Origin of the sequence: Burkholderia sp. AU15512 (genome assembly GCF_002223325.1) — a bacterium.
Lineage (GTDB): Bacteria > Pseudomonadota > Gammaproteobacteria > Burkholderiales > Burkholderiaceae > Burkholderia.
This window is the reverse complement of record NZ_NKEX01000008.1, coordinates 834,573-856,758: the sequence shown is the minus strand read 5'-3', so window position 1 is coordinate 856,758 and position 22,186 is coordinate 834,573. Positions and strand designations below refer to the sequence as shown.

The following is a 22,186-nucleotide window of genomic DNA, read 5'->3' as shown; positions in this document are numbered from 1 at the left end:
CTCAGGTGGGTCTAAGCGGGCCGCACGTACACGTGCGCGGCTTCGTGGGACAGGAAATGCGCCATCGAGTACGTGCGGTGATACGCGCCGCAGCGCGCGAACACGGCGATGTCGCCGACCTGCGGCGGGGCGCCCATGTCGTCGCGGCCGATCACGTCCGCGCGGCTGCAGGTGCTGCCGACGTAGATCGTCGGCACGCCGCGTACCGGCGGCTCCGCAGTGCGGCGCACGAGCGACGGCGCGGCCAGCCGGCGCATCACCGATTCGGTCTGCGCCAGCAGGAACGCATGCGACAGCCCGCCGTCGCAGACGGCGATCGTGCGGTCCTGCCACGTCTTGACCGCGACGACGCGCGTCGCGAACACGCCCGCATCGGCGAAGATCGCGCGGCCCGATTCATGCGCGAGCGAGTACTGGCCGGCCAGCGGCGCGAGCGCAGTCGCATAGCGCTCGAACGCGGCATCGCCCGGGTGATCGTCGGCAAAACCGCCGCCGAGACTCAGCGACGTGAGCGGCGCGCCGTTGGCGGGCGCGAGATCGCGGGCGAGCGCCGCGAGCCGCTCGGGCAGCACGAGCGTGTCGGGCTGCGTCGCGTCCTGGCGGACGAACGAATGCGGGCCGGAGAACACGTGCAGCCCGGCCACCGGCAAACCGGCAGCGGCGAGCGTGCGCACCGCGTCGTGCGCCTCGTTCGGCGTCATCCCGAAGTGGTCGTGCCACAGCGCGCGCGCATCGTCGCCGGCCAGCGCGCCGGCATTCACGCGTAGCAGCACGGCGCCCGGCGTGCTGCCGCCGGCCGCCGCCTCGCGCGCCAGCGGCGCGAAGCGCGCGACCGCGTCCGGGTTGTCGAGCACGAAATGGCAGCGCGACGCGAGCCCGGCGCGCATGAACATCTCGTCCATCGACGGGTTGTTCAGGTAGCGCGGCGTCTTGATCCGGCCGATCACCGCGTCGAGTTCGCCGCGGCTCGCGAGTTCGACGCCATCCTCGTACGCATGCGCGCAGCGCGCGAGCATGTCCTGGTTCGGGTTCGCCTTCAGCGACACGATCAGCCGCGTGCCGAGCCGCGCTTTCAGCGACCGGTAGCGCGCGATCGCGACTTCCGGCTCGTACACGTAGCACGGCGTGCGCAGGTCGGCGATCCACGCGTGGTCGCCGGCGGGCGGAAGCGGGCGCTCAGGCGTCATGGCGGCCCACCGGATGGAGCGTGGCGGCCGCGTACGCGCCGCAGTTCGACTGCATCACGCCGAGCACGCGCTGGCCGCGCGCGACCGCGTCGAGCCCGACGTCGGCCAGGTTGATCGGGAAATCCGAACAGCACGCATGGCCGCGCGCATGGATGTTTTCCGCATAGAGCCGCTCGGCCGGCACGCGCATCGCACGGCACAGCGCGTTCCAGCCGGGCAGGTCGGCGTTGTGCGGCAGCACGAGTTCGTATGCGTCGAGCGCGTACGGCTCGAGCGCGACCGCCGCATCGATCGCCTTGCGGGTGTACGGCCACTCCATCATGATCAGGTCGGCCTCGTTCGCGGCGACGGTGTCCGAGCCGCGATGCCATTTCGCATGCGTCTCGATCGCGATGCCGCCGAGCCGGTTCTTCGTGCTGTTGCGCGCGATCAGCATCGCGGCCGCGCCGTCGCACTGCACGCCCGTCATCTGGCGCATCCGGTAATCCTCGCCGTACACGCGGTCGGACGACACGACGAGCGCCGCGTCGAGCTGCGGATAGCGGCGCATCAGCGCGCGCACCGTCTCGATGCCGGCCGCGACCGACACGCAGTTCAGCTGCGCGACCGAGCCGAGCCACAGCGGCTCGATGCCGAGCTGCGCGGCCAGCTCGTGCGGCAGGCTGCGCGGCGCGGGCGGCACGCTGAACTGCTGCGTGTGCACGTGCACGATCGCGCCGATGTCGGACGGATGCACGCGCGCGGTGTCGAGCAGGCGGCCGGCCGCCGCGATCGCGAGGTCGGTCTCGCTCGTGTCGAGCGCCATGTGGAAATAGCGGCTGCCCGACTGCGCGATCGCCGCGGCCCGCTGCGCCGGGTAGTCGCGCTCGGCGGCCCAGGCCTCGATGTCGACGGGCAGGCCCGGCAGCTCGTAGGCCACCGCGTCGATGCCGATCCAGAAATCGCGTGACGCTTGGGAGGAGGTCGTCGTCATGGTTCAGTTGAGCGGCATCGCCGCGTAGTCGAGGACGTCGAGTTTGTCGAAGGTCGCCTGCACGGTCGGCGTGAGCAGGCCCATCTCGCGGATCGTCGGCACCAAGCGCCGGAAGATCGAGCGGCGGATCGAGCTGGAGACCGGCGACTCGCGCACCATCGCGCTGCATTCGCGCTTCGACAGCCCCATCGGTTCCCAGATGTCGTCCGCGCACAGATGCTCGTACAGCACGGCCGCGCCTTCGCAGACGAACTCCTCGCGCTCGCGCAGCTCGACCGCGCTCATCTCCGCATACACGCGGCACAGCGTGATCCGGCCGACCGCGAAGTGGCGCGATTCGTCGCGCTGGATCCGCACGAACAGGTCCTTGATGAACGGATCGGTGCTGTACGCGACCACACTCTGGAAGATCGACAGCGCGATGCCCTCGACGAGCACCTGCATCCCGAGGTTCGTCATGTCGAGCGCGCTGCTCGTGATCGTGTCGTGCAGCAGCCCCTTCAGCGAACGGCTCATCGGGTAGCTGACGTCGAGCTTCTCGTTGACGAGCTTCGCGTACGCCTCGACGTGGCGCGCTTCGTCCATCATCTGCGCGGCCGCGCACAGCCGCGCGCTCAGGCCGTTCTCGGCCGACGCGAGCTTCGATGCGCAGATCAGCGCGGCCTGCTCGCCGTGCAGGATCTGCGAGAGCAGCCAGCCCTGCGCGTGATGGCGCACCTCGCGCTTGTCGGTGTCCGACAGCTTGCCCCACAGCTCGGTGCCATAGATCAGCAGCGTCGGGTCGGGCATGCCGAGCGGGTTCGCCGGATCGAGATCGTGGCTCCAGTCGACGTCGGTCGCGACGTCCCACTGTGCGGCCTTCGCCTTTTCGTACAACCGGTTCAGCGCCTCTTCGCGCAGGGCGTAGTCGTTCGACATCAGGGCGTCGACGGGCATCGACCAGCGGATGTCGGCCGTGTCCTGCATTACGGTGAGCGTGTCAGTCATTTCAAGGTCTCCCCGGCCGCGCGGCGGCGCCGGAATGATGGGCGGAATCGGTAAGCGTCGTGGCGGCGGCGCGCGGGGCGGCCGGGTGCGGGTCGAGGCGGATCGCATACGCCGGCCATGCGCCGCGCAATTGCGCGTCGAAGGCGTCGGCGAGCCGCGCGGGCCAGATCGCGCAGCACACGCGGTTGTCGCCGGCGAACTCCGCGTCGCGCAGGATCCGGTCGCCGATCCACACGACGGGTGCGCCGCGCGCGGCATCGCGCAACGCTTCGTCGTACAGGTGCACGCCAAGCAGCACGTGCGGCGCGAGCAGTTCGGCCGGCAGCGCGCCGAAATACGGCGCGCAGACTTCGATGAATACGCGTGCGTCCGGATGCACTTCATTGCGGATCCGCGCCGTGATTTCGGCTAGGAATGCAAAGTACTGGACATGATCGAGCAACACGCGGCGATCGCCGCCGAGTGCATCGCCGGCGTCGTACACGTCGCCGGCGCTTTCCGCGAGCGCGGCGCGCGCATAGTCGGCCGGCGTGTCGAGCGGCATCCGGTACGCGCTCGCGGTGACCGCGACCGGCTGCCGCGCGTCGCGCTCGATCCGGTAGGTGAAGTGAACGGGTCGCACCATGTCACGCCTCGTCGTCGAGAGAAAACGTCGCGTCCGGCGCGAACGCAACGTCGGCGATCGCGTAATAGCCGTTCAGCGCGAGCGAGCAGACGGCCGCGCGGCGCGGCGTGTCGCCGTCGCGATGCGCGAGCAGCACCGACAGCCACGGATCGCTGCCGAACGCATGACCGAACTGCCCATGGCCGTCCGGCAGCAGCGGCGTCTTGCCGACCGACGCGAGCAGCGCACGGCGCGACGTCGCCGGAAAGAACGGCAGCGCCGCGTGCAAGCCGGGGCGGGCCGCGCAGAAGGTGCGGATGTCGCGGCCCAGCCGCACGACCGCGCTGGCCGGCGGCGCGGCATCGGCCAGCACCGACGTCATGGACGGCGCCGCTTCGCGGCCGACATCGACGAGCAGCGTGCACACGCCGAAGCCCGAGCGTCCCCAGGCGGGGTTGCCGTGCCAGTACGTGTAGCCGTGCACGTCGATGTCGACGATCTGCAGCAGCAGCGTGCGCGGCCCGGTTTCGGCCGCGGTGGCGAGCGAGCGGCGCAATACGTAGCCCCAGCCCGCGCATTCGTAAGAGCAGGTCATCCAGTCGGGCGCGTAGTCGTTCGCGCCGGCCAGTGCCTGCGCGAACACGCGATGCTGCGGTGAGTCGTTCATCAGCAGCATCGACAGGATCGTCGAGCTGACCACGTAGTCGTCCGCGCCGACCGCGCCGCACAGCCGCTCGCGTTCGGCGCACGCGAGCGTGCCGATCGCGCGGGCCGTGTCGTCGAGCGGCACGGCCGCGCCGTCGCGTGACGGCGCGACGCGCCGGTACGCGAGCGCCTGCACGGTCAGCGCGGTCGCCGGGGCCGGCTGGGCGGCGGGGGCCGCCACGGTCGCAAGGGGCGCGAGCATCGTCGTGTCAGGCGGCGTGCTGCTGGCGGCGCAGTTGCGCGTCGAGCTGCTGCAGCGTCGTGTACTGCGTGATGTTCAGCGCTTCCGGGTCGATCGAGCCGTAGAGCTGTTCGCAGAACACGATCAGCTCGACGATGTTCAGCGAATCGATGCCGAGTTCGCCGATGCCGGCGTCGGTGTCGACGGTCTCGACGTTGAGGATCTTCGCGACTTCGCGGGACAGGATGTCGAGCGCGTCGGCCGGAACGTTCTGGGTCGTCATGAGAGGAGCTCCTGATAATGAAGTGGGTTGATCGGGATCGATCGGCCTGTCGCGTGGGTCAACTGCCGGCTTCGCAGCGCAGGCTCTTGCGAAGCTCGTGATAACAACGGTACGAACTGCCTTCCATCTTCGAAAACGCCAGCAGGTCGCGCTGGTCGTCGAAAGTCGCCACCCTGCCGTCGCGCACGAGCGCGGTCAGGAATTCGTTCGACAGCAGCTTGATCGCGAGCACGCGCTGCACCTTGCCGAAGCTGTAGTGCGCGTCGTCGGTCTGGCTGCGCGCGGCGTCCGCGATGAACCGGTGGACGGCGCGCGCGTCGGCATCGAGTTCGATGCGGCCCGTTTGCGCGAGCCACCCGACGTGCGCCATCAGCGCGCGGACGAAGTAGGGGCGCACGACGGTCAGGTACTTGTTGAACACGGTCGGGCCGCCGATGCGCAGGCGGTCTTCGGCATGCGCGCGCACCTGGCCGCCGACGTTCGCGAGCTGCAGGTTGCCGGCGAGGAACGGCGCGCCGCAGGTCGTGCGCTTCAGCTTGCGGTACTCGTCGGGCCACACGAGGTAGGCGGCCGGGAACATCACGCCCGGCAACCGCGCGGCGACCACCGCCATGCAGTCGCGATGCGCCTCGATGCCCCATACCTTGTCGACGGTGAGCGCGAGGCCGTTGTCGTCGCTGCGCACGACCGTGCGCCATGCGGCGAGCGTCGGGCCGCCGCCGTCGCTCATCAGGAACGCGAAGTTGTGGCCGCTGTCGATGCAGTCGCACGCACGACGGTTCTGGTCGTCGGAGAAGAACAGCCCGAACATGATGCGGATGAACGCGCGCATGAACGGTTTGAACAGGTGATGAAACCCTTCGCGGCCGATCTGTTCGAGCAGTGCTTCGGTGAGCGGCGCTTCGTCGTGCCGCAGCGGCGTCGACGCGGACGAATCGGGCAGCACGTCCGGCGTGGCGGCATGCAGCGCGATCACCATCTCGCTGTCGAGCAGCCGCACGGCAGCGGCTTCGACGAGCCGGGCGGCCGCGCGCGGCGGCGTGCCGAGCGACGCGATCGTGTCGAAGTGGCGCAGCACCGGATACGCGGCCTGGTCGGCCACGCGCAGCAGCAGCGGCGCGGGCGCGAGCGGGGCGGCGGACGAAGCGGGAGCGGAAAGCGTGGACATGGGGCAGGGTTCCTGTCAGAAGCGCACGCGCACGGCGGCGTCGATACGGGTACCGAGACCGACCATCCGGTACTCGGAGTTGCTGTCGGAGAACGCGCGGGTGACCGCGACATCGACGCTCACGCGCTTGTTCACATCGGCGACGACTTGCGCGATCGCGAGCAGGCCCTTGTCCTGCGGCGAATAGACGCCGCGCAGCGAATACTCGACGCGGCCGATCTTCTTGCCGAGCCGCGCGAACAGGTAGTCGCGCAGGTTGCCGTCGACGCTCACGAAATCGGCCGTGCCGCCGAGTCCGCCCAGTGCGGCGCCGGGTGCGACGGGCAGCAGCGCGTTGTTCATGCGGACCGCATTGACCATCTGGCGCCACTGGTTCGCGTCGTAGCGCGCCTCGTCGTGCGACCACTCGACGATCAGCGAGAAGTTGCCGGGCAGTGCGCTCTGCATGCCGACCGCGCTGCGCCACATGATCTGGCGATCGTTGCGGCGATCGACTGCGTCGTACGCGGCCGGGGAATCGAGCGGCGTGCCGTTCGCAATGAAGGCCGGCAGCGGGCGCGTCGTGCCGCGCTCGAGCCACGCGCTCGCATAGACGGTGTTCGAGCGCGCGACGTCGAACGACAGCGTCGCGCCGGCGCCGCCGTGGCCCGCATGCCGGCCGGCGAGCAACGCGGCCGAGCCGCCCGACCAGTTGTACGCACCGCGCACGAGCTGCGTCGCGCCCTGCACGTCGCGGTTGTCGACGTCGCTGCGCAGCGTGCGGTTTTCCCCGGCGATGAACTGCAGCGTGGTCTGTTCGCCGGCCCATTTCGCTTCGACGAGCGGCGTGCCTTCGACGTCGCCGTAGCGGTCGTAGATGTCGGCCGTCGCGGCCCGCTTCTGGAAGAATCCGAGCGGGAAGAACGCCTGCGACGTATCGAGCGGATCGATCCGCTTGCCGGCGGTGAGCGTGATGCCGTTGTCGAATGCGTAGCGCACGCCGGCCTCGTTGAAGCGGGTGGCCTGCGCGCCGAGCGAGTGGTTGCTGGCCACGGCACGGGCGTTCATGAACAGGTTCTCGCCGTCGATGCGCGCGAGCAGGCCCGCTTCCTGCAGGTTGCGCGGCTGGTCGCCGATCAGGTTGCCTAGCAGCGCGTGCCCGTCCATGCTGTCGACGGTGCGTGCGTACGCGATGCCGTTCAGCGTGCTCAACTGTTCCATCAGCGATTCTCCGTGCGCGAGCGTGCAGCCGAGCGCAAGCGGGACGGCGAGTGCGGCGGCGGGCCAGATGCGGCCGGATGATGGACGGAGGCGGTCACGATGGGCGTCGACATGGGCGGCGTGGTCACTGGCCATCGGCAAGCGTGTCGGGATTGAACCAGCCCGACGGAATCTTGCGCGGCTGGCCGTCGAGGATGTCGACGACGCTCGCGCGCTGCTTTTCGATCTCGTTGCGATAGGTGATCTTGCGGATCACCTTGCGCCCGTTCGCATCGACCGGCGCGGAGAAATCGGCGCTGCGGAACAGCAGGCCGCTCGCGAGGAAGAACTGCGCGCGCACCGGCACGTCGGTGTCGGGTGTGACCCACAGCTTGATCGTCGGGTAGACGTTGTCGGGATCGGTCGCGGTCAGGTCGAGCTCGGTGGCCGGCTTGCCGGCAATCGTCGTCGCGCCCGGCGCGGCCGATGCGCGATAGCTGTCCGCCCAGTGCGTGCGCGTGATGTCGCTGATCACGACCTCGCCCTGCAGCCGCTGCATCCCGTTGATGCGCACCGCGCTGCGCGTGTTCGGCACGTAGAACCAGTGGCCGCGCGTCGTCGCGAGGTATTTCTGGCCGTCGTTCTCGCCGCTGCGCGTCAGCGCGAGCGTGTCGCCGTTGCCGCGCGTATAGACGAGGTAGCGCGTCGCGTCGCCGGACTGCCCGCCCACTTCGTTCGTGATCTGGATGTTCGTCTGCGTATCGGCGGCCGTGCTGCGGTACGCGTCGGCACGGGCAAGCATGGTCTGGGCCGTCGGGGCGTCGGCGGCATGCACGAGCGGCGCGCACACGACGAGCGCGGCGGCCAGGTGGCGAATGCGAATCATGGGGCGAGTCCTTCGAGGATGTTGCGTTTGGCGAGGCCGAGCGTCGCGAGCAGCGCGGCGGCCACCCCGAGCACGACGAACGCGCCTTCGACGGCGGCCACGGCGGCCGGCGAGACCGTGAATGCGAGCAGGATCGACTTCACGCGGCCCGGCGGCGGCGGCAGATGGATCTGCGCGTGATTGAGCGCGAGCATCGTCAGCAGCGCCACCGCGATGCCGGCGGCGGCGCCGAGCAGGCCGAGGAAGGCGGTCTCCTGGATCAGCACGCCGCGCACCGTCGTGGCCGGCACGCCGAGCGCACGCAGCGTCGAGATCTCGCGGCGGCGCTCGACGATGCTCATCAGGATCCAGTTGCTCATCGACAGCAGGATCGTCAGGCAGAGAATCGCGCCGAACACCGAGAACTGGTTCTTGTACAGCGCGACGACCTGGTGATAGAGCGACACGAGCTGGTCCCAGGTCTTCACGTCGAGCGCGGGCAGCGCGGCGCGCAGCGTCGCGGCGGCGGCCGGCGTGTGCGCGGTGTCCGACAGGAACACCGCGATGCGCGACGCGCGGTCGGTGCGCAGCAGCGCCTGCGCGGCCGTGAACGTCACGTTGACGATCCGCTCATCGACGTCCTTGTTGCCGGTGCTCATCACGCCGACGATCTGCGCATCGGTCGCGTTGATGCCGCCGTGCGCGGTCGACGCCATCAACTGCACGACCGAGCCGACGTGTACGCCGAGCTTGCGCGCGAGTTCCGCGCCGACGACGACCTCGGTGCCGGGATTCGTTGGCGACAGGTAGCGGCCCGACAGCACCGTGTGATAGTCGAAGAAGCCGGGCGGCTCGCGGTTCGGCTCGATGCCTTCGCCGACGAAGCCGTAGCTGAGATCGCCGTTCGAGATCAGCCCGTCGAAGTCGATGCCGCGCGCGGTGGTCGCGACACCGGGCAACGCCGCGATCGCGTGCGTCGCGGTGGCCTGCTCGTCGGCGGTGAGCCCGTACTGCAGCGGACGCTCGCCGATCAGGTCGAGATAGCCGTGGTGCAGCACCTGCATGTGGCCGACGCCGCTGTCGATCGACCCTTCACGCACCGCGTCGAAAGTCGCGATCACGTAGCCGAGCGCGAGGCTCGACGCGAACGCGGCGACGCCGATCATCGCCATCGTCAGCACGGTGCGGCGCTTGTTGCGCCAGAGGTTACGCCACGCAAACGTCGACCAGTTCACGATTCACTCCCGGTACGCCGTCGCGCATCTCGATGCGGCGCGGCAGGTGCGCGCACAGACGATCGTCGTGCGACGCAATCAGAAAGGTGGTGCCCAGCGTGCGGTTGGTGTCGAGGATCAGCTCGGCCACCGCCCGTGCGTTGGTGCTGTCGAGGCTGGCGGTCGGCTCGTCCGCGATCACGATCGCCGGCTCCTTGGCGAGCGCGCGGGCCAGCGCGACCCGCTGCTGCTCGCCGCCGGACAGCTCGCCGGGGCGATGGCGTTCGCGCGCGGCGAGCCCTACCGCGTCGAGCATCGCGCGGGCGCGCTCGCGCCGTGTGCGAGGCGTGCCCCATGCGAAGCAGCCGAGCTCGACGTTCTCGAGCGCGGACATCACCGGAATCAGGTTGAACTGCTGGAACACGAAGCCGATGCGCTCGCGGCGAATCCGTTCGAGCGTGTCCGGCGCATCGTCGATCCGGCGGCCTTCGAGCCAGCGTTCGCCGCTGCTCGGCACGTCGAGAAAGCCGGCCAGGTTGAGCAACGTGCTCTTGCCGCTGCCCGACGGGCCGACGAGCGCGACGACGTCGCGCCGGCCGATCGAGATCGTCGCGCCGCGTACCGCGACGACGCGGCCCGCGCCCTCGTACACGCGCGAGACGTCGCGCAGTTCGAGCACCGGCGTGAGCGTGGCGGTCGTCATGCGTACGCTCCCTGGCCGGCTTCGGCGGCGGCCGTCACGTGGATCACGGACAGCGCGCCGCTCGCATAGAGGTCGCGGCACTTCAGGCGCTGCAGCTTGCCGCTCGTCGTGCGCGGCAGCGAGCCGGGTTCGACGAAGCACAGATCCTGCGCGGCGAAGCCGATCCGGGAGGCGAGCAGCTGCTGGCACTCGGCGCGCGTCTGCGGCGTCGCATCGACGGGCCGCGCCTCGATCGCGACGACCAGCCGCTCGGTGCCCGTCTCCGGATCGGGCAGCCCGAACGCGATGCAGGTGCTCTTGCGCAGCGTGCGATGGGCGGCCAACGCCTCCTCGATTTCATGCGGGAAGTAGTTGCTGCCGCGAATGATGATGACTTCCTTCTTGCGCCCGAGGATATGCAGCTGGCCATCCGCGACGTAGCCGATGTCGCCGGTGCGGAACCAGCCGTCGGCCGTCAGCGGCGCGGCGATCGAGCCGTCGTCGGGATTCAGGTAGCCGAGCATCACCGACGTGCCGCGGATCGCGACTTCGCCGACCGCGCGATTCGCCAGCGCGTGGTCGCCGTCGTCGAGGATCCGGAACGCCATGCCCTCGATCGGCGTGCCCATCGCGAGCACGGTTTCGGTGTCGGTGTCGGCGCCGTCGTTCGCGGCGGCCGGTTGCGCGTCGCGGCGCTCGATCAGCGCGCGACGGTCGAGCGTGTCGGCGATCACGTACGGCGCGCCGTCAACGGCGCCGTCGTGCCACGCACGATGCATCGATACCGCGAGCGTCGATTCGGCCATCCCGTAGCACGGCTGCAGCGCCGATGCCGCGAGACCGTACGGCGCGAACGTCGCGGCGAAGTCGCGCAGCGTCGCGTCGTCCACGCGTTCGCCGCCGATGAAGATGTTGCGGCACGCGGAAAGATCGACGCCTTCCATCGCGGCGGCATTGAAACGGCGCACGCAGTAGCGCAGCGCGAAGGTCGGCACCGATGTCGTCGTCGCGCGCGCCGACGCGATGCGCTTCAACCAGCCGAGCGGATTCCGGATGAAGCTGTTCGGCTGCATCATCAGCAGCGGCGCACGGTAATGCAGGTTCGACAGCAGCGTGAGCAGCCCCATGTCGTGATAAAGCGGCAGCCACGACGCGGTGCCGTCGCCGGCCGCAATGTCGAAACGCACCGACCCACCGATGCCGAGCACGTTCGCGATCACGTTCTCGTGGCTGAGCACCGCGGCCTTCGGATGCGATGTCGAGCCGGACGTGAGCTGGACATGATGCGGATCGCGGCCATGCTTCGCGCTGATCAGCGCGCGCGCACCGGCATCCGCGACGAGCGACAGCGTGTCGAGATCGACGACGCGCGTGGACGAAGCGGGAAACGCATCGTCGCGCCATGCGGCGGCCTGCGCATCCGCGGCGATGACGAGGCGCGGCCGGTACAGCTCGCATGCCACGTCGATCACCTGGCGCCCGGTGGTGGCGCGGCGCGCGGGAACGGGCACGGTGCAGGGCAGTGCGCCCGTCATCACGCAGGCCATCATCGCGACCGCATGCTCGACCGACGCGGGCAAGGCCAGCATCACCATGTCGTTCTCGCGCACGTCGAGTTCGCGCAGCGCGCCGGCCTGGCGAAACACTTCTTCCGCGAAGCGCCGGTACGTGATGCTCGCCTCGTTGCCGGCGTCGTCGACGAACGTCATGCGATGCATGGCGCCCGGGACGTCCTCGAGCGATTCGATGAGGCGATGAATGGTGGATGCGCACTTCGTCACGAGGATTCTCCCCTTGAGGAACACGGCCGCTCGCGCCACGGTGCCGGCGGCGCCGTTCGTCGAGTGAGGGGGATTCTTGCCGGATCGACATGGCACGACAAACGGAATATTTGCAGGCTATGCATGAGCGGCACGCATCCACTCGGCACTGCCATGTGTGTATACGTGCGAGCCCGTGCGAGGTGAATGGTCGGTACGCATTCGACCGGTCGTCTAGTTCACGATGTGGTGCGCTCATGCGCGGGCGTCATGCAATGCGTTCGGAAAATTCGTTTGTCCGAAGCATCGACACACAGAAGAATTGCAACCCGGCAGCGCGCCAGTGTCGCCGCGTCATCGTGCCGGGCAGGGTCCGGCCAAGGAGAGCATTTTGTCCGTCACCTCATCGCTTCTCGCCCGTCAGAAACCGGTTGCAGACATGAAGAGCCGCCCGAGCGGCGTCGTCTTCTCGCTGAAGCTCGCGGTCTACGTCGCACTCATCGCGCACGGCATGCTGTTCGCGTTGTCGACGGTCGTGGTCCTGAAGATCGTCGGCATCCTGCTGATCGGGGCGATGTACGCGCACGGGGTCGAGCTGCAGCACCAGGCGCTGCATTACCAGGGATTCAGGAGCAAGCGGCTCAACATGGTGTTCGGCGTGCTGCTCGGCATGCCGATGCTCGTGTCGTTTCATGCGTACCAGGACAGCCACCTGCGCCATCACCGGCTGCTCGGCACGCCCGAGAACAAGGAGTTCTTCGACTACGGCGACCAGTACGGCGCGCGCCCCGTCGTGAATCTCGGCCTGTGGGCGTGGCGGCTGTCGATGGCCGCGCACTATATCCAGTTCGCGAAGAACGTCGCGAAGCTCGTCTTGCCGGGCGCACGCTTCGGCGACAACCCGCTCGTGTCGCGCGCGATCCGCCGCGATCACCTGCTGATGGTCGCGGCGATCGCGCTGCTGGCCGGCGTGTCGATCGCGCTGCACACGTGGTTCGTCGTGTGGGTGTGGGTCGTGCCGCTCGTGTTCGTGGCCGCGCCCGTGCATGCGCTGGTCGAGATGCCCGAGCATTACCGCTGCGACCTGACGAGCACCGATCCGTTCCGCAACACGCGGACGATCGAGAGCAATGCATTCATGACGTGGTTCACGAACGGCAACAACTATCACGTCGAGCACCACATGATGCCGAACCTGCCGATCGAGCGGCTGCACGATCTGCATGGCGCGATCGGGCCGCGCATCCGCTATTACCACCGCACCTACCGGCAGTTCTATTACGCGTTGCTGCGCGGCAGGCTGTCGCCGCGCACAGTGGACGACGATGCGGACGACCGCGCACCCGACGCCGAAGCGACGGCGCCGGCGTCCACGCAATCGGCATGACCGGGCCGGTGCCGGGCCCGAATGCCTTTCAACGACGGTGACGACGATGCTCTATCCGGAACTTTTCAGGTCGCTGGAAGCGGTGCGCTGGGACATGGAGAAGGACATTGCGTGGGACCGCTTCGACGCGTCGCTGCTCACCGACGAGCAGGCCGAGACGATCAGGATGAACGCGATCACCGAATGGTCGGCGCTCCCCGCGACGGAAATGTTCCTGCGCGACAACCGGCACGACAGCGACTTTTCCGCGTTCATGAGCGTGTGGTTCTTCGAGGAACAGAAGCATTCGCTCGTGCTGATGGAATACCTGCGCCGCTTCAAGCCGGAAATGGTGCCGACCGAAGCGGAACTGCACGCGGTGCGCTTCGAATTCGACCCGGCGCCGCCGCTCGAGACGCTGATGCTGCACTTCTGCGGCGAGATCCGCCTGAATCACTGGTACCGTTGCGCGGCCGACTGGCACACCGAGCCGGTCATCAAGCAGATCTACGAAACGATCTCGCGCGACGAAGCACGCCATGGCGGCGCGTACTTGCGCTATATGAAGAAGGCGCTGAACGACTGCGGCGACGTCGCGCGTGCCGCGTTCGCGAAGATCGGCGTGCTGATGGCGTCAGCGCGCCGTACCGAGAAGCCGCTGCACCCGACCAACCTGCACGTGAACCAGGCGCTGTTCCCGCGCGACACCGTGCAGTCGCGCCTGCCCGATCCGGCGTGGCTCGAGCGCTGGCTCGACGAGCAGATCCGCTTCGACGGCGAATGGGAAAAGAAGGTGGTCGAGCGGATCCTGCACAACCTGTCGATCCTGTTCGAGCGTCCGTTCGCGACCGCGCAGGAGCTGAACCGCTATCGCCGCGAAGTGACCGCGCGAACGCCCCGTGTGACGGACGGCGTGGTGGACGCGGTATAGCGGCGCGCATCCAGTCCGGTAAAGGGCGGAACCGATTCCGGACGACGGGGTGGTGTCATGCACGCGGGTTGCCGTTTCCGGTCCGCGGAATATTCATTACCGGACATAATAGGTTCATCAATTTACGGGAATTGCACGGCGCAATTCAATTTCATGCGTTTAGTATGTTTTTATAAACATGAAATCATGGATTTAAATGGTATTCGGCGTGTATGTTGGAGTGCGTTTTCTTTTCGCAATACGGTAAATGAATAAAATCGTTTGGTGACTGAAATTGAATTGTAGGTATGCGGATGCACGTCTGCCGAAACGTCCGTATCGCTGTCGTGGCGTCGATTTTTGCCCGTAATGTGCTGTTTTTGCGCGACTTTGTCTGTCATCATTCGCGCCATTCTGGTCGCTTATTGTTTTACAAAATCACTACTTGATAATGGTAATGTAAGATTATCTGGCCGATGAAAATCGATAGATAAATACGAGTGTCACGATTGAAAATAAGAATGATCCGCATCCATGCTTCAATATAAAATCGTTTCCGAATCCAAAAAGGAGAAACGAGTCAGGGAGACGAACGGCGACTTGCCTGTCGGTGGGTGCAACTTTGAGGCGGCGGTATGGCTAATGTGAGATTGGCAAAGCGATTGAGAAGTATGCCTTCCCTGGATTTCCTGAGAGGCTTCGAATGCGCGGCGCGTCATTTGAGCTTTACGCGTGCCGGGCAGGAACTGAACGTCACGCAATCCGCCGTGAGCCGGCAGGTCAAGGCGCTCGAGGAGCAGCTCCGGATCGAGCTCTTTCACCGGCACATTCGTTCCCTGACGCTGACCGACAAGGGGCGCGAGCTGTACGACGCGATCTCGTTCGCGTTGTCCGACCTGGAATCGGTGATCGGCAAGCTGTCGTCGAGCGTGGGCCAGCGCGCGATCTCGTTGTCGACCACCGTTTCGTTCGCGGCGCTGTGGCTGATTCCGCGCCTCGGTTCGTTCCGCGCCAGCTACCCCGACATCGACGTACGCGTATCCGCCACGAGCGAAATTGAAGATCTTAAACGCAAACGTTTGCACCTGGCCGTGCGATATGCAGGGCCGTATACGTCGACGGACGAGACGGACGTGCTGTTTCGCGAGCGCGTCGTGGCGGTCTGCAGCCCGAGCCTGATGCCGGCGGCGGGCGACGTCGCGTCGATGAAGCCGGAGGATCTTGATCGGCACGTGCTGCTGCATCTCGACGATCCGCGCGGCGAGTGGCCGTGGCACGGATGGAGCCATCTGCTGAAGGAGCTGGGCGTGCCGCGCCTGCGGCCCGCCGGCGCGCTGCATTTCAGCCAGTACGACCAACTGGTGCAGGCCGCGGTCGACGGGCACGGCATCGCGATCGGGCGGCGGCCGCTGGTCGACGGGCTGCTGAAGCAGGGCCGGCTCGTCGAGCTGTTCCCGCACTGCACGGTCGCATCGGGCAGCTACGTGCTGGTGCAGAACCCGGATGCATGCAACGAGTTCGATATCGCGGTGCTGACCAACTGGCTGCTCGAACAGGCGAGTCATCCGCTCGCGTCGGACCCGGAAACGGCCGGCAGCAACGTGGTGCCGATGTATCGCGTCGGATAGTGCGGTCGCGCTACGTCGTCGCGCGTGCGTGTCGAAGGGGCATGCGGCAGGTTCGACGCGCACGCAGGTGCGAACCGTCATGCGCCGCGCCTGCAACCTGTGCGATGATGCGCCGCTTCGCCTTCGTTGCAGCACGCCGCCGAGCGCGGCGCCCGGTTCCGGGCCGCTGCCGATCGCGCCGACACCGGAGACGACATGCCCGCAGTGAACATTCATGGCAGCACCCTGCATTACCAGGATCACGGCACCGGGTTCCCGGTGCTGCTCGGGCACAGCTATCTGTGGGATGCGGCGATGTGGGCGCCGCAGATCGACGCGCTGTCGCGCCGGTATCGTGTCATCGTGCCGGACCTGTGGGGGCACGGCGCATCGGGCGCACTGCCGGAAGGCACGCAGGCGCTCGACGATCTTGCCGCGCAAGCGAGTGCGCTGCTCGACGCGCTGGCGATCGAACAGTGCGCGCTCGTCGGGCTCAGTGTCGGCGGCATGTGGGGCGCGCGGCTCGCGTTGCGCGAACCGCAGCGCGTGCGCTCGCTCGTGCTGATGGATGCGTCGCTCGAGGCCGAGCCCGAGGCGACGCGGCTGCGCTACTTCGGAATGCTTGACGCCATCGCCGCCGCGGGCCGTATCGCGCCGCCGCTGCTCGATGCGATCGTGCCGCTGTTCTTCCGGCCGGATGTCAATCTGGCGGGCCCGGTGCCGTCCGCGTTTCGTGACTCGCTCGCGAACCTGCCGGCCGACCGGTTGCGGCAATCGATCGTTCCGCTCGGCCGGCTGATCTTCGGCCGGCCCGACACGCTGCCGGCACTCGCCGAACTGGACGCCGAACGCACGCTGCTGATGTGCGGCGCGGGCGACATGGCGCGCCCGCCGTCGGAAACCGTGAAGATGGCGAGCGTGATTGGCTGCACCCACGCGCTGGTGCCGGACGCCGGCCACATCTCGAATCTGGAAAATCCCGCGTTCGTCACGCGCATGCTGCTCGACTGGTTCGACGCGCAGCGGCTGTCGGCAGGCTGACGCGGTGCGCGCGACGCGGCGCATGTCGCGCGGCGTCGCGCCACCTCATGAGCGCCAGCGCTACCCGCGCCCGCATCACGCGCGTTCGCTGACCGGCGTGAGCTTCCTGTCCCGCCCGCGCGCTTCGTCGGCCCGGCCGCGAACGAGGCTCAGCGCCTCCGCGCGGTTCGCGACGCATGGCGCGGAGCCGGGCAGCGGCTGGCGTGCCGTTTCGCGCAGCGCGAGCACCGACACGATGCCGATGAACGATGCGCCCATCAGGTAGTACGCGGGCATCATCAGGTCGCCGGTGCGATCGACGAGCCACGCGGTGACGAGCGGCGTCGTGCCGCCGAACAGCGACACCGATACGTTGAAGCCGATCGCGAGCGCGCCGTAGCGGATGCGCGTGGGGAACAGCGCGGGCAGCGCCGACGGCATCACGCCGGTGAAGCACGACAGCAGCACGCCATAGATCAGCATCCCGCCGAACACGGGCAGCATGCCGCCGGTGCGGATCAGCATCAGCGCCGGCACGGCCAGCACGAGCAGGCCCACGCAGCCGGCCATCATCACCGGCTTGCGGCCGACCTTGTCCGACAGGTGCCCGGCGTAGAGCGTCATCGGCATCATCAGCACCATCACGAGCAGCACCAGGAACAGGCCGTGCGATTCGCGGAAGTGCAGCGTCGCCGACAGGTAGCTCGGCAGGTACGACAGCGCCATGTAGTCGGTCACGTTGAAGATCAGCACGAGGCCGACGCATTGCAGCAGCGGCTTCCACTGTTCGACGAGCAGCGTCGCGAAGCGCTGCTTCGGCCGCGTGCGTTCGTCCGCTTCGCGTGCTTCGGCCTCCTTCTTGAACGCGGGCGTTTCCTCGAGTTTCAGCCGGATATAGAGTCCCACGAGGCCGAGCGGGCCGGCGATGAAGAACGGCACGCGCCAGCCCCACGACAGCAGCGCTTCCTGCGACAGCGACGCGGTGAGCAGCGCGACCGTCGCCGCGCCGAGCGTATAGCCGATCAGCGTGCCGAACTCGAGGAAGCTGCCCATGAAGCCGCGGCGCTTGTCGGTGGAGAATTCGGCGATGAAGGTGGCGGCGCCGCCGTACTCGCCGCCGGTCGAGAAGCCCTGCACGAGGCGGGCGACGAGCAGCAGCACGGGCGCCATGATGCCGATCGACGCGTAGCTGGGGATCAGGCCGATCGCGAAGGTGCCGACGGCCATCATGATCATCGTGGCGGCGAGCACGCGCTGGCGGCCGATGCGGTCGCCGAGCGGGCCGAACACCATGCCGCCGAGCGGGCGCACGAGGAACGCGGCCGCGAACGTGCCGAAGGTCGCGAGCAGCTGCGCGGACGGGCTGCTGGACGGGAAGAACACCTTGCCGAGCGTGACGGCGATATAGCTGTAGACGCCGAAGTCGAACCATTCCATCGCGTTGCCGAACGCCATGGCGCCGACCGCGCGCTTGAGGACGGCGGGGTCGACGATCGTGATGTCATCCAGCTTGACGGACTGGCGCGAAGATCGGGTTTTCGCGGGGCGCGCTTGCGACGGGCTCAATGAACTCTCCTGGAATGGCCTTGGCGGCGCGGCCGGCGGGATGCAGCGGGGGCGTGCGGGCCGACGGACAGCGAAGGCGGATGTCTCGGGGATGCGTCGATGCCGGTGGCGTGACGCGCGTAGCGGACGACACCGGGCAGGTGTGTTGTGCGAACCAGTTTAGGGAAACGGGCGCGGGCGGCTATCGGTCATGCGCCCGGAACCCGGTGGTAAACGACATCGGGTTCAGGCAGTGCTGGTTGTACTGAAGCACGTCCGGCCGACCGGGGCGCCAGACGGCGTGTCGGTTGGCCTCTGCCCGCATCCGTCGCGCATGGAAGGGGGGAGTGGCGACGATTCGAGCGTCGCGTCGAGGTCGGCGGTCAGCGACGCGATATGCCGGACGAGCGGCCTCTGACGTCGAGGTATGGGCGTGCGTCGAAACGGAATGTGTCGCATTAAATCTCGCCCGACGGTGTACGATGCGGTTCGATCGGCAGGCGGAACACGCCGCGCGTGTCCGGGTCGATGAAATGGACGATCCTGTCGCCGATATCCTGAACGGCTGCGCCACCGCTCAATGACGGATTGCCCCCGAACGATTGGTTGATTCTCGAATATTGTCGATGATGAAGGTATCCAAGCTTGCTGCATGCGCACTGATTCTCGGCGCGACCATCGCCAACGTGGCGTGTGCCCGCGATCTGGACAAGAGCGACCCTGACCGAGCCCAAATACTGGCGGCCGTCCATCGATTGAACGACAGTGATCCGGAGATGAAGGACTATCGATATCTCGTGGTCGACCTGCTCAAGGACCACGATGCCGCATTTTTATGCGTTGCGTTGGCGGAGAAGGATGGCGGCTTGATATTGACGGACGACCAGGCCGGGATCATGACGTTCGTGCTGGAAAAGCGTCATCCGCAATGGTTCGCGACCATGCTGAGCGGTGTGGGATTTGCCGCCGGCGCAAAGCCGGTGCAATCGGATTGCAACGTAAAAGGCCGTGCCGTCAATACGCGCGATGACATCAATGCCGCGTTGAAAGCGACGGGTCACAAGCCACTGGCCTCCCGTTGATCATGGAGATCGGTGCCCGGAACGTCACCGCCCCGTGGCTGTGCCCGTGCCCGGTTCGCCTTCTGGTGCCCGGCTGTCAATACGTATGCCGATTCCACGATGTTCACGCCGCGCCGATTGCGTCGACCGGGCCTCGGCGCGATGGGCGGGATCATCTCCTCGCTCCCCGGCTGGCGGCGCCGAGCAACGCCACGAACGCCGCTTCATCCGCGCGCAAGCCGCGCGGCGTCCGCCGGACCGCAAGCGCGGCGAGCGTGCCTGCCTCGAACGCGTCGAGCACGGCCGGATGGATGTAGCAGCGCCGGCACACGGCCGGTGTGTTGCGCAGTAGCTCGGCCACCGCGCGCACGGTCTCGACGATCTGCTTGCGCGCGTGCGTGACGCCGCGATGCTCGGTGCGCCGCAACAACCCGAGCGCATGCACGCTGCCGGCCCAGGTCCGGTAATCCTTCGCGGTGAAATCCGCGCCGCCGGCCTCGCGCAGGTAGTCGTTCACGTCGGACGACCCGACCGGATGGCGTACGCCGTCGTCGTCCACATACTGGAACAACTCGTGCCCGGGCAGCTCGGCGCAGCGCCGTACGATCCGCGCGACCCGCGCGTCGTCGACCGTCACGTCGTGTTCGATCCCGCTCTTACCGGCGAAGCGCAACTGCACCTGGCCGGGCCGAATTTTCAAATGACGCTTGCGCAGCGTCGTCAGCCCGTACGAGCCGTTTTCGCGCGCGTATTCCGCGTTGCCGATCCGCGCGAGCGTCGTGTCGAGCAAGCGGACGATCGTCGCCACGACCTTGTCGCGCGGCATGCCCGGCAGCGCCAGATCGCGCGTGACGCGCGCGCGGATGCGCGGCAGCGCACGCGCGAACGCGGCCATCCGCGCGTACTTGTTCGCATCGCGCGTCTCGCGCCACAGCGGGTGATAGCGATACTGCTTGCGCCCGCGTGCATCGCGGCCGGTTGCCTGAAGATGACCGCGCGGGTCCATGCAGATCCACACGTCGGTGTACGCGGGGGGAATCGCCAGCGCGTTGATACGGGCAATTTCGTCGGCATCGCGCACTCGCACACCGTCCGGCCCGTAATACGCGAAGCCGTTGCGGAGCGGCCGGCGCGTATAGCCGGGGCGGCGGTCGTCGACATGACGCAGCGGCCCGGCGGGCATGCGTGCATTCGGCTGCGACGGGGCGCGCTGCTTCATGCTGCGGCGCGGCGATCGACGTCGGTGCCGATCCGCGTATCGTCGGGCTGCGTTCCGGGTGGACATCCTGCGCGCACGGTTTTCTCCTGTTTATGCGTACGTTCGGGCGTCGCGCAGCAAGAACCGTGCGCCGTTCCAGGCGCGCCCGAGGAGACCCGGCGCAAGTGCGCGCCGGGCGGGCGTTCGGGCGTTTGTTACCGCTGCATGGACGAAATCACGCAACGGCTTCGCCCGGCCAAGATGACTGCGGACCGGTGCCGGCATCGGGCGGATTGTGTCGATGCAATGTCGCGTTCGACGAACCTCGACGCCACCGCGCAGCTCCTCGATGTCGGCTGGAACGAGCGTTTGACGATGCCGCGAGACCACGCGCCGGTGGCGCGCGTGGCGCGTGCAAAGGCCGTGCAAAGGCCACGCAAAACGCGGCCAAGGCCGGCCAGAACGGCCCCGCCCACCTGCTTAGGTGTTTATACGTATGCCGAATCCGATATCGTCCCAATCCAATATTTCATTAGAAGGTTATCGGACTTGTTTCTAGACTGATGCGGGGCATGCAGACCGGGCCGGCGCGAAGCCCCCGGCCGGCGCACCGCCCCGATCCGCGCTTGCGCCACGCAGAAACAGAACAGCGCAGCGGCACACAACGACATCATCGGAGACGAACCATGACATTCATCAGGAAGCTGGCGGCGGGCGCGATCGTTGCCGCGGCGACGGTGCTGGCCGGCGGCGCGCACGCGCAGCAGAAACCGATCACGCTCGGCTTCTCGCAGGTCGGCGCGGAAAGCGCGTGGCGCACCGCGAACACCGTGTCGGTGAAGGGCGCGGCAAAGGACGCCGGCATCAACCTGAAATTCTCCGACGCGCAGCAGAAGCAGGAGAACCAGATTCGCGCGATCCGCTCGTTCATCGCGCAGAAGGTCGACGTGATCGCGTTCTCGCCGGTCGTCGAATCGGGCTGGGAGCCCGTGCTGACCGAAGCGAAAGCCGCGCACATCCCGGTGATCCTGACCGATCGCGGGGTCGACGTGAAGGACCCGTCGCTGTACGTGACGATGATCGGCTCGGACTTCCTCGAGGAAGGGCGGCGCGCCGGCCACTGGATGGAAGAGCGTTACAAGAACGACCCCGGTCCGATCAATATCGTCGAGCTGCAGGGCACGGTCGGCTCGGCGCCGGCCAACGACCGGCGGGCCGGCCTGCTCGAAGTGATCAAGAGCAATCCTAAGTTCAAGGTGATCGCGTCGCAGAGCGGCGACTTCACGCTGGCCGGCGGCAAGCAGGTGATGGAAGCGTTCGCGAAGACCTACGGCAAGCAGATCAATGTCGTCTACGCGCACAACGACGACATGGCGCTCGGCGCGATCCAGGCGATGGAAGAGGCGGGGATCAAGCCCGGCAAGGACGTGAGCGTCGTGTCGTTCGACGCGACGAAGGGCGGCTTCCAGGCGATGGTCGCGGGCAAGATCAACGTCGACGTCGAATGCAGCCCGCTGCTCGGCCCGCAGTTGATGACCGCGGTGAAGGACGTGGTCGCCGGCAAGCAACTGCCCAAGCGCATCGTGACGAACGAGACCGTGTTCCCGATGAACGTCGCGGCCCAGGTGCTGCCGACCCGCAAGTACTGAACGACATACGACGATCCGGCGCGGGCGGCGGCGTGGCGGCCG

General features: G+C 67.6%; 20 protein-coding genes. 6 read left to right on the top strand and 14 right to left on the bottom strand.

The genetic code is table 11. The features are described from left to right. Nucleotides 1-11: 11 nt before the first annotated feature. Genes CFB43_RS36110 through CFB43_RS36055 form a run of 12 tightly spaced genes read right to left on the bottom strand, consistent with a single transcriptional unit; the run spans nucleotide 12 to nucleotide 11,809 of the window. Nucleotides 12-1,187: a PLP-dependent decarboxylase gene (locus tag CFB43_RS36110; protein WP_089498830.1), complete on the bottom strand. Its 1,176-nt coding sequence runs from the start codon at nucleotides 1,185-1,187 to the stop codon at nucleotides 12-14. Then, nucleotides 1,177-2,160 carry a ketoacyl-ACP synthase III family protein gene (locus CFB43_RS36105; protein ID WP_089498829.1) on the bottom strand — a complete coding sequence of 328 codons (984 nt, stop codon included), beginning with the start codon at nucleotides 2,158-2,160 and terminating at the stop codon, nucleotides 1,177-1,179. Before CFB43_RS36105 ends, CFB43_RS36110 begins: the two co-directional genes overlap by 11 nt. Before the next feature lie 3 nt (nucleotides 2,161-2,163). After that, on the bottom strand, nucleotides 2,164-3,147 hold the full coding sequence (locus CFB43_RS36100) for a ferritin-like domain-containing protein (protein ID WP_179254980.1): 984 nt from the start codon (nucleotides 3,145-3,147) through the stop codon (nucleotides 2,164-2,166). 1 nt (nucleotide 3,148) lies between these two features. Then, on the bottom strand, nucleotides 3,149-3,772 hold the full coding sequence (locus tag CFB43_RS36095) for a hypothetical protein (protein WP_089498828.1): 624 nt from the start codon (nucleotides 3,770-3,772) through the stop codon (nucleotides 3,149-3,151). 1 nt (nucleotide 3,773) lies between these two features. Further along, nucleotides 3,774-4,658 carry a hypothetical protein gene (locus CFB43_RS36090; RefSeq protein WP_089498827.1) on the bottom strand — a complete coding sequence of 295 codons (885 nt, stop codon included), beginning with the start codon at nucleotides 4,656-4,658 and terminating at the stop codon, nucleotides 3,774-3,776. 7 nt (nucleotides 4,659-4,665) lie between these two features. Further along, a complete protein-coding gene (locus CFB43_RS36085; RefSeq protein ID WP_011350104.1) occupies nucleotides 4,666-4,920 on the bottom strand; it encodes an acyl carrier protein in 255 nt (84 codons plus the stop codon). A gap of 58 nt (nucleotides 4,921-4,978) precedes the next feature. After that, the gene (locus CFB43_RS36080) at nucleotides 4,979-6,088 is read right to left on the bottom strand and encodes a hypothetical protein (protein ID WP_089498826.1); all 1,110 of its coding nucleotides are present in this window, start codon (nucleotides 6,086-6,088) and stop codon (nucleotides 4,979-4,981) included. 15 nt (nucleotides 6,089-6,103) lie between these two features. Further along, nucleotides 6,104-7,423, bottom strand: a complete 1,320-nt coding sequence (locus tag CFB43_RS36075; RefSeq protein ID WP_089498825.1) for a hypothetical protein — start codon at nucleotides 7,421-7,423, stop codon at nucleotides 6,104-6,106. Continuing rightward, on the bottom strand, nucleotides 7,413-8,153 hold the full coding sequence (locus tag CFB43_RS36070) for an outer membrane lipoprotein-sorting protein (protein ID WP_089498824.1): 741 nt from the start codon (nucleotides 8,151-8,153) through the stop codon (nucleotides 7,413-7,415). The genes CFB43_RS36075 and CFB43_RS36070 overlap by 11 nt, the downstream gene beginning before the upstream one ends. After that, nucleotides 8,150-9,367, bottom strand: coding sequence for an ABC transporter permease (locus CFB43_RS36065; RefSeq protein ID WP_089498823.1), 1,218 nt, complete (start codon nucleotides 9,365-9,367; stop codon nucleotides 8,150-8,152). Before CFB43_RS36065 ends, CFB43_RS36070 begins: the two co-directional genes overlap by 4 nt. Beyond that, the gene (locus tag CFB43_RS36060) at nucleotides 9,339-10,049 is read right to left on the bottom strand and encodes an ABC transporter ATP-binding protein (protein ID WP_089498822.1); all 711 of its coding nucleotides are present in this window, start codon (nucleotides 10,047-10,049) and stop codon (nucleotides 9,339-9,341) included. The genes CFB43_RS36065 and CFB43_RS36060 overlap by 29 nt, the downstream gene beginning before the upstream one ends. Beyond that, nucleotides 10,046-11,809, bottom strand: a complete 1,764-nt coding sequence (locus CFB43_RS36055; protein WP_256990196.1) for a fatty acyl-AMP ligase — start codon at nucleotides 11,807-11,809, stop codon at nucleotides 10,046-10,048. The genes CFB43_RS36060 and CFB43_RS36055 overlap by 4 nt, the downstream gene beginning before the upstream one ends. A gap of 418 nt (nucleotides 11,810-12,227) precedes the next feature. Here CFB43_RS36055 and CFB43_RS36045 point away from each other — a divergent pair, with 418 nt between their 5' ends. From CFB43_RS36045 to CFB43_RS36025, 4 genes are all read left to right on the top strand, one after another. Beyond that, on the top strand, nucleotides 12,228-13,175 hold the full coding sequence (locus tag CFB43_RS36045; protein ID WP_089498820.1) for a fatty acid desaturase family protein: 948 nt from the start codon (nucleotides 12,228-12,230) through the stop codon (nucleotides 13,173-13,175). 37 nt (nucleotides 13,176-13,212) lie between these two features. Continuing rightward, on the top strand, nucleotides 13,213-14,085 hold the full coding sequence (locus CFB43_RS36040; RefSeq protein ID WP_089498819.1) for a ferritin: 873 nt from the start codon (nucleotides 13,213-13,215) through the stop codon (nucleotides 14,083-14,085). Nucleotides 14,086-14,699: 614 nt separating this feature from the next. Further along, nucleotides 14,700-15,692 (top strand): LysR substrate-binding domain-containing protein, encoded by a 993-nt coding sequence (locus tag CFB43_RS36035; RefSeq protein ID WP_089498818.1) that lies wholly within the window; start codon nucleotides 14,700-14,702, stop codon nucleotides 15,690-15,692. Nucleotides 15,693-15,887: 195 nt separating this feature from the next. Continuing rightward, entirely contained in the window at nucleotides 15,888-16,712 is an 825-nt protein-coding gene (locus tag CFB43_RS36025; RefSeq protein WP_089498816.1) for an alpha/beta fold hydrolase, read from the top strand. A 75-nt stretch (nucleotides 16,713-16,787) separates the two neighbouring features. Here CFB43_RS36025 and proP read toward each other — a convergent pair whose 3' ends face one another. After that, a complete protein-coding gene (proP, locus tag CFB43_RS36020; RefSeq protein ID WP_089498815.1) occupies nucleotides 16,788-18,257 on the bottom strand; it encodes a glycine betaine/L-proline transporter ProP in 1,470 nt (489 codons plus the stop codon). A 605-nt stretch (nucleotides 18,258-18,862) separates the two neighbouring features. Here proP and CFB43_RS36015 point away from each other — a divergent pair. Then, nucleotides 18,863-19,318 carry a hypothetical protein gene (locus CFB43_RS36015; RefSeq protein ID WP_089498814.1) on the top strand — a complete coding sequence of 152 codons (456 nt, stop codon included), beginning with the start codon at nucleotides 18,863-18,865 and terminating at the stop codon, nucleotides 19,316-19,318. A gap of 151 nt (nucleotides 19,319-19,469) precedes the next feature. On the opposite strand, the gene CFB43_RS36010 is transcribed toward CFB43_RS36015, so the two are convergent. Continuing rightward, nucleotides 19,470-20,516 carry a DNA topoisomerase IB gene (locus CFB43_RS36010; protein WP_089498813.1) on the bottom strand — a complete coding sequence of 349 codons (1,047 nt, stop codon included), beginning with the start codon at nucleotides 20,514-20,516 and terminating at the stop codon, nucleotides 19,470-19,472. 665 nt (nucleotides 20,517-21,181) lie between these two features. Between CFB43_RS36010 and CFB43_RS36005 the strand changes: the two genes are divergently transcribed. Beyond that, the gene (locus CFB43_RS36005) at nucleotides 21,182-22,144 is read left to right on the top strand and encodes an ABC transporter substrate-binding protein (RefSeq protein ID WP_089429808.1); all 963 of its coding nucleotides are present in this window, start codon (nucleotides 21,182-21,184) and stop codon (nucleotides 22,142-22,144) included. The last annotated feature ends 42 nt before the right edge of the window (nucleotides 22,145-22,186 follow it).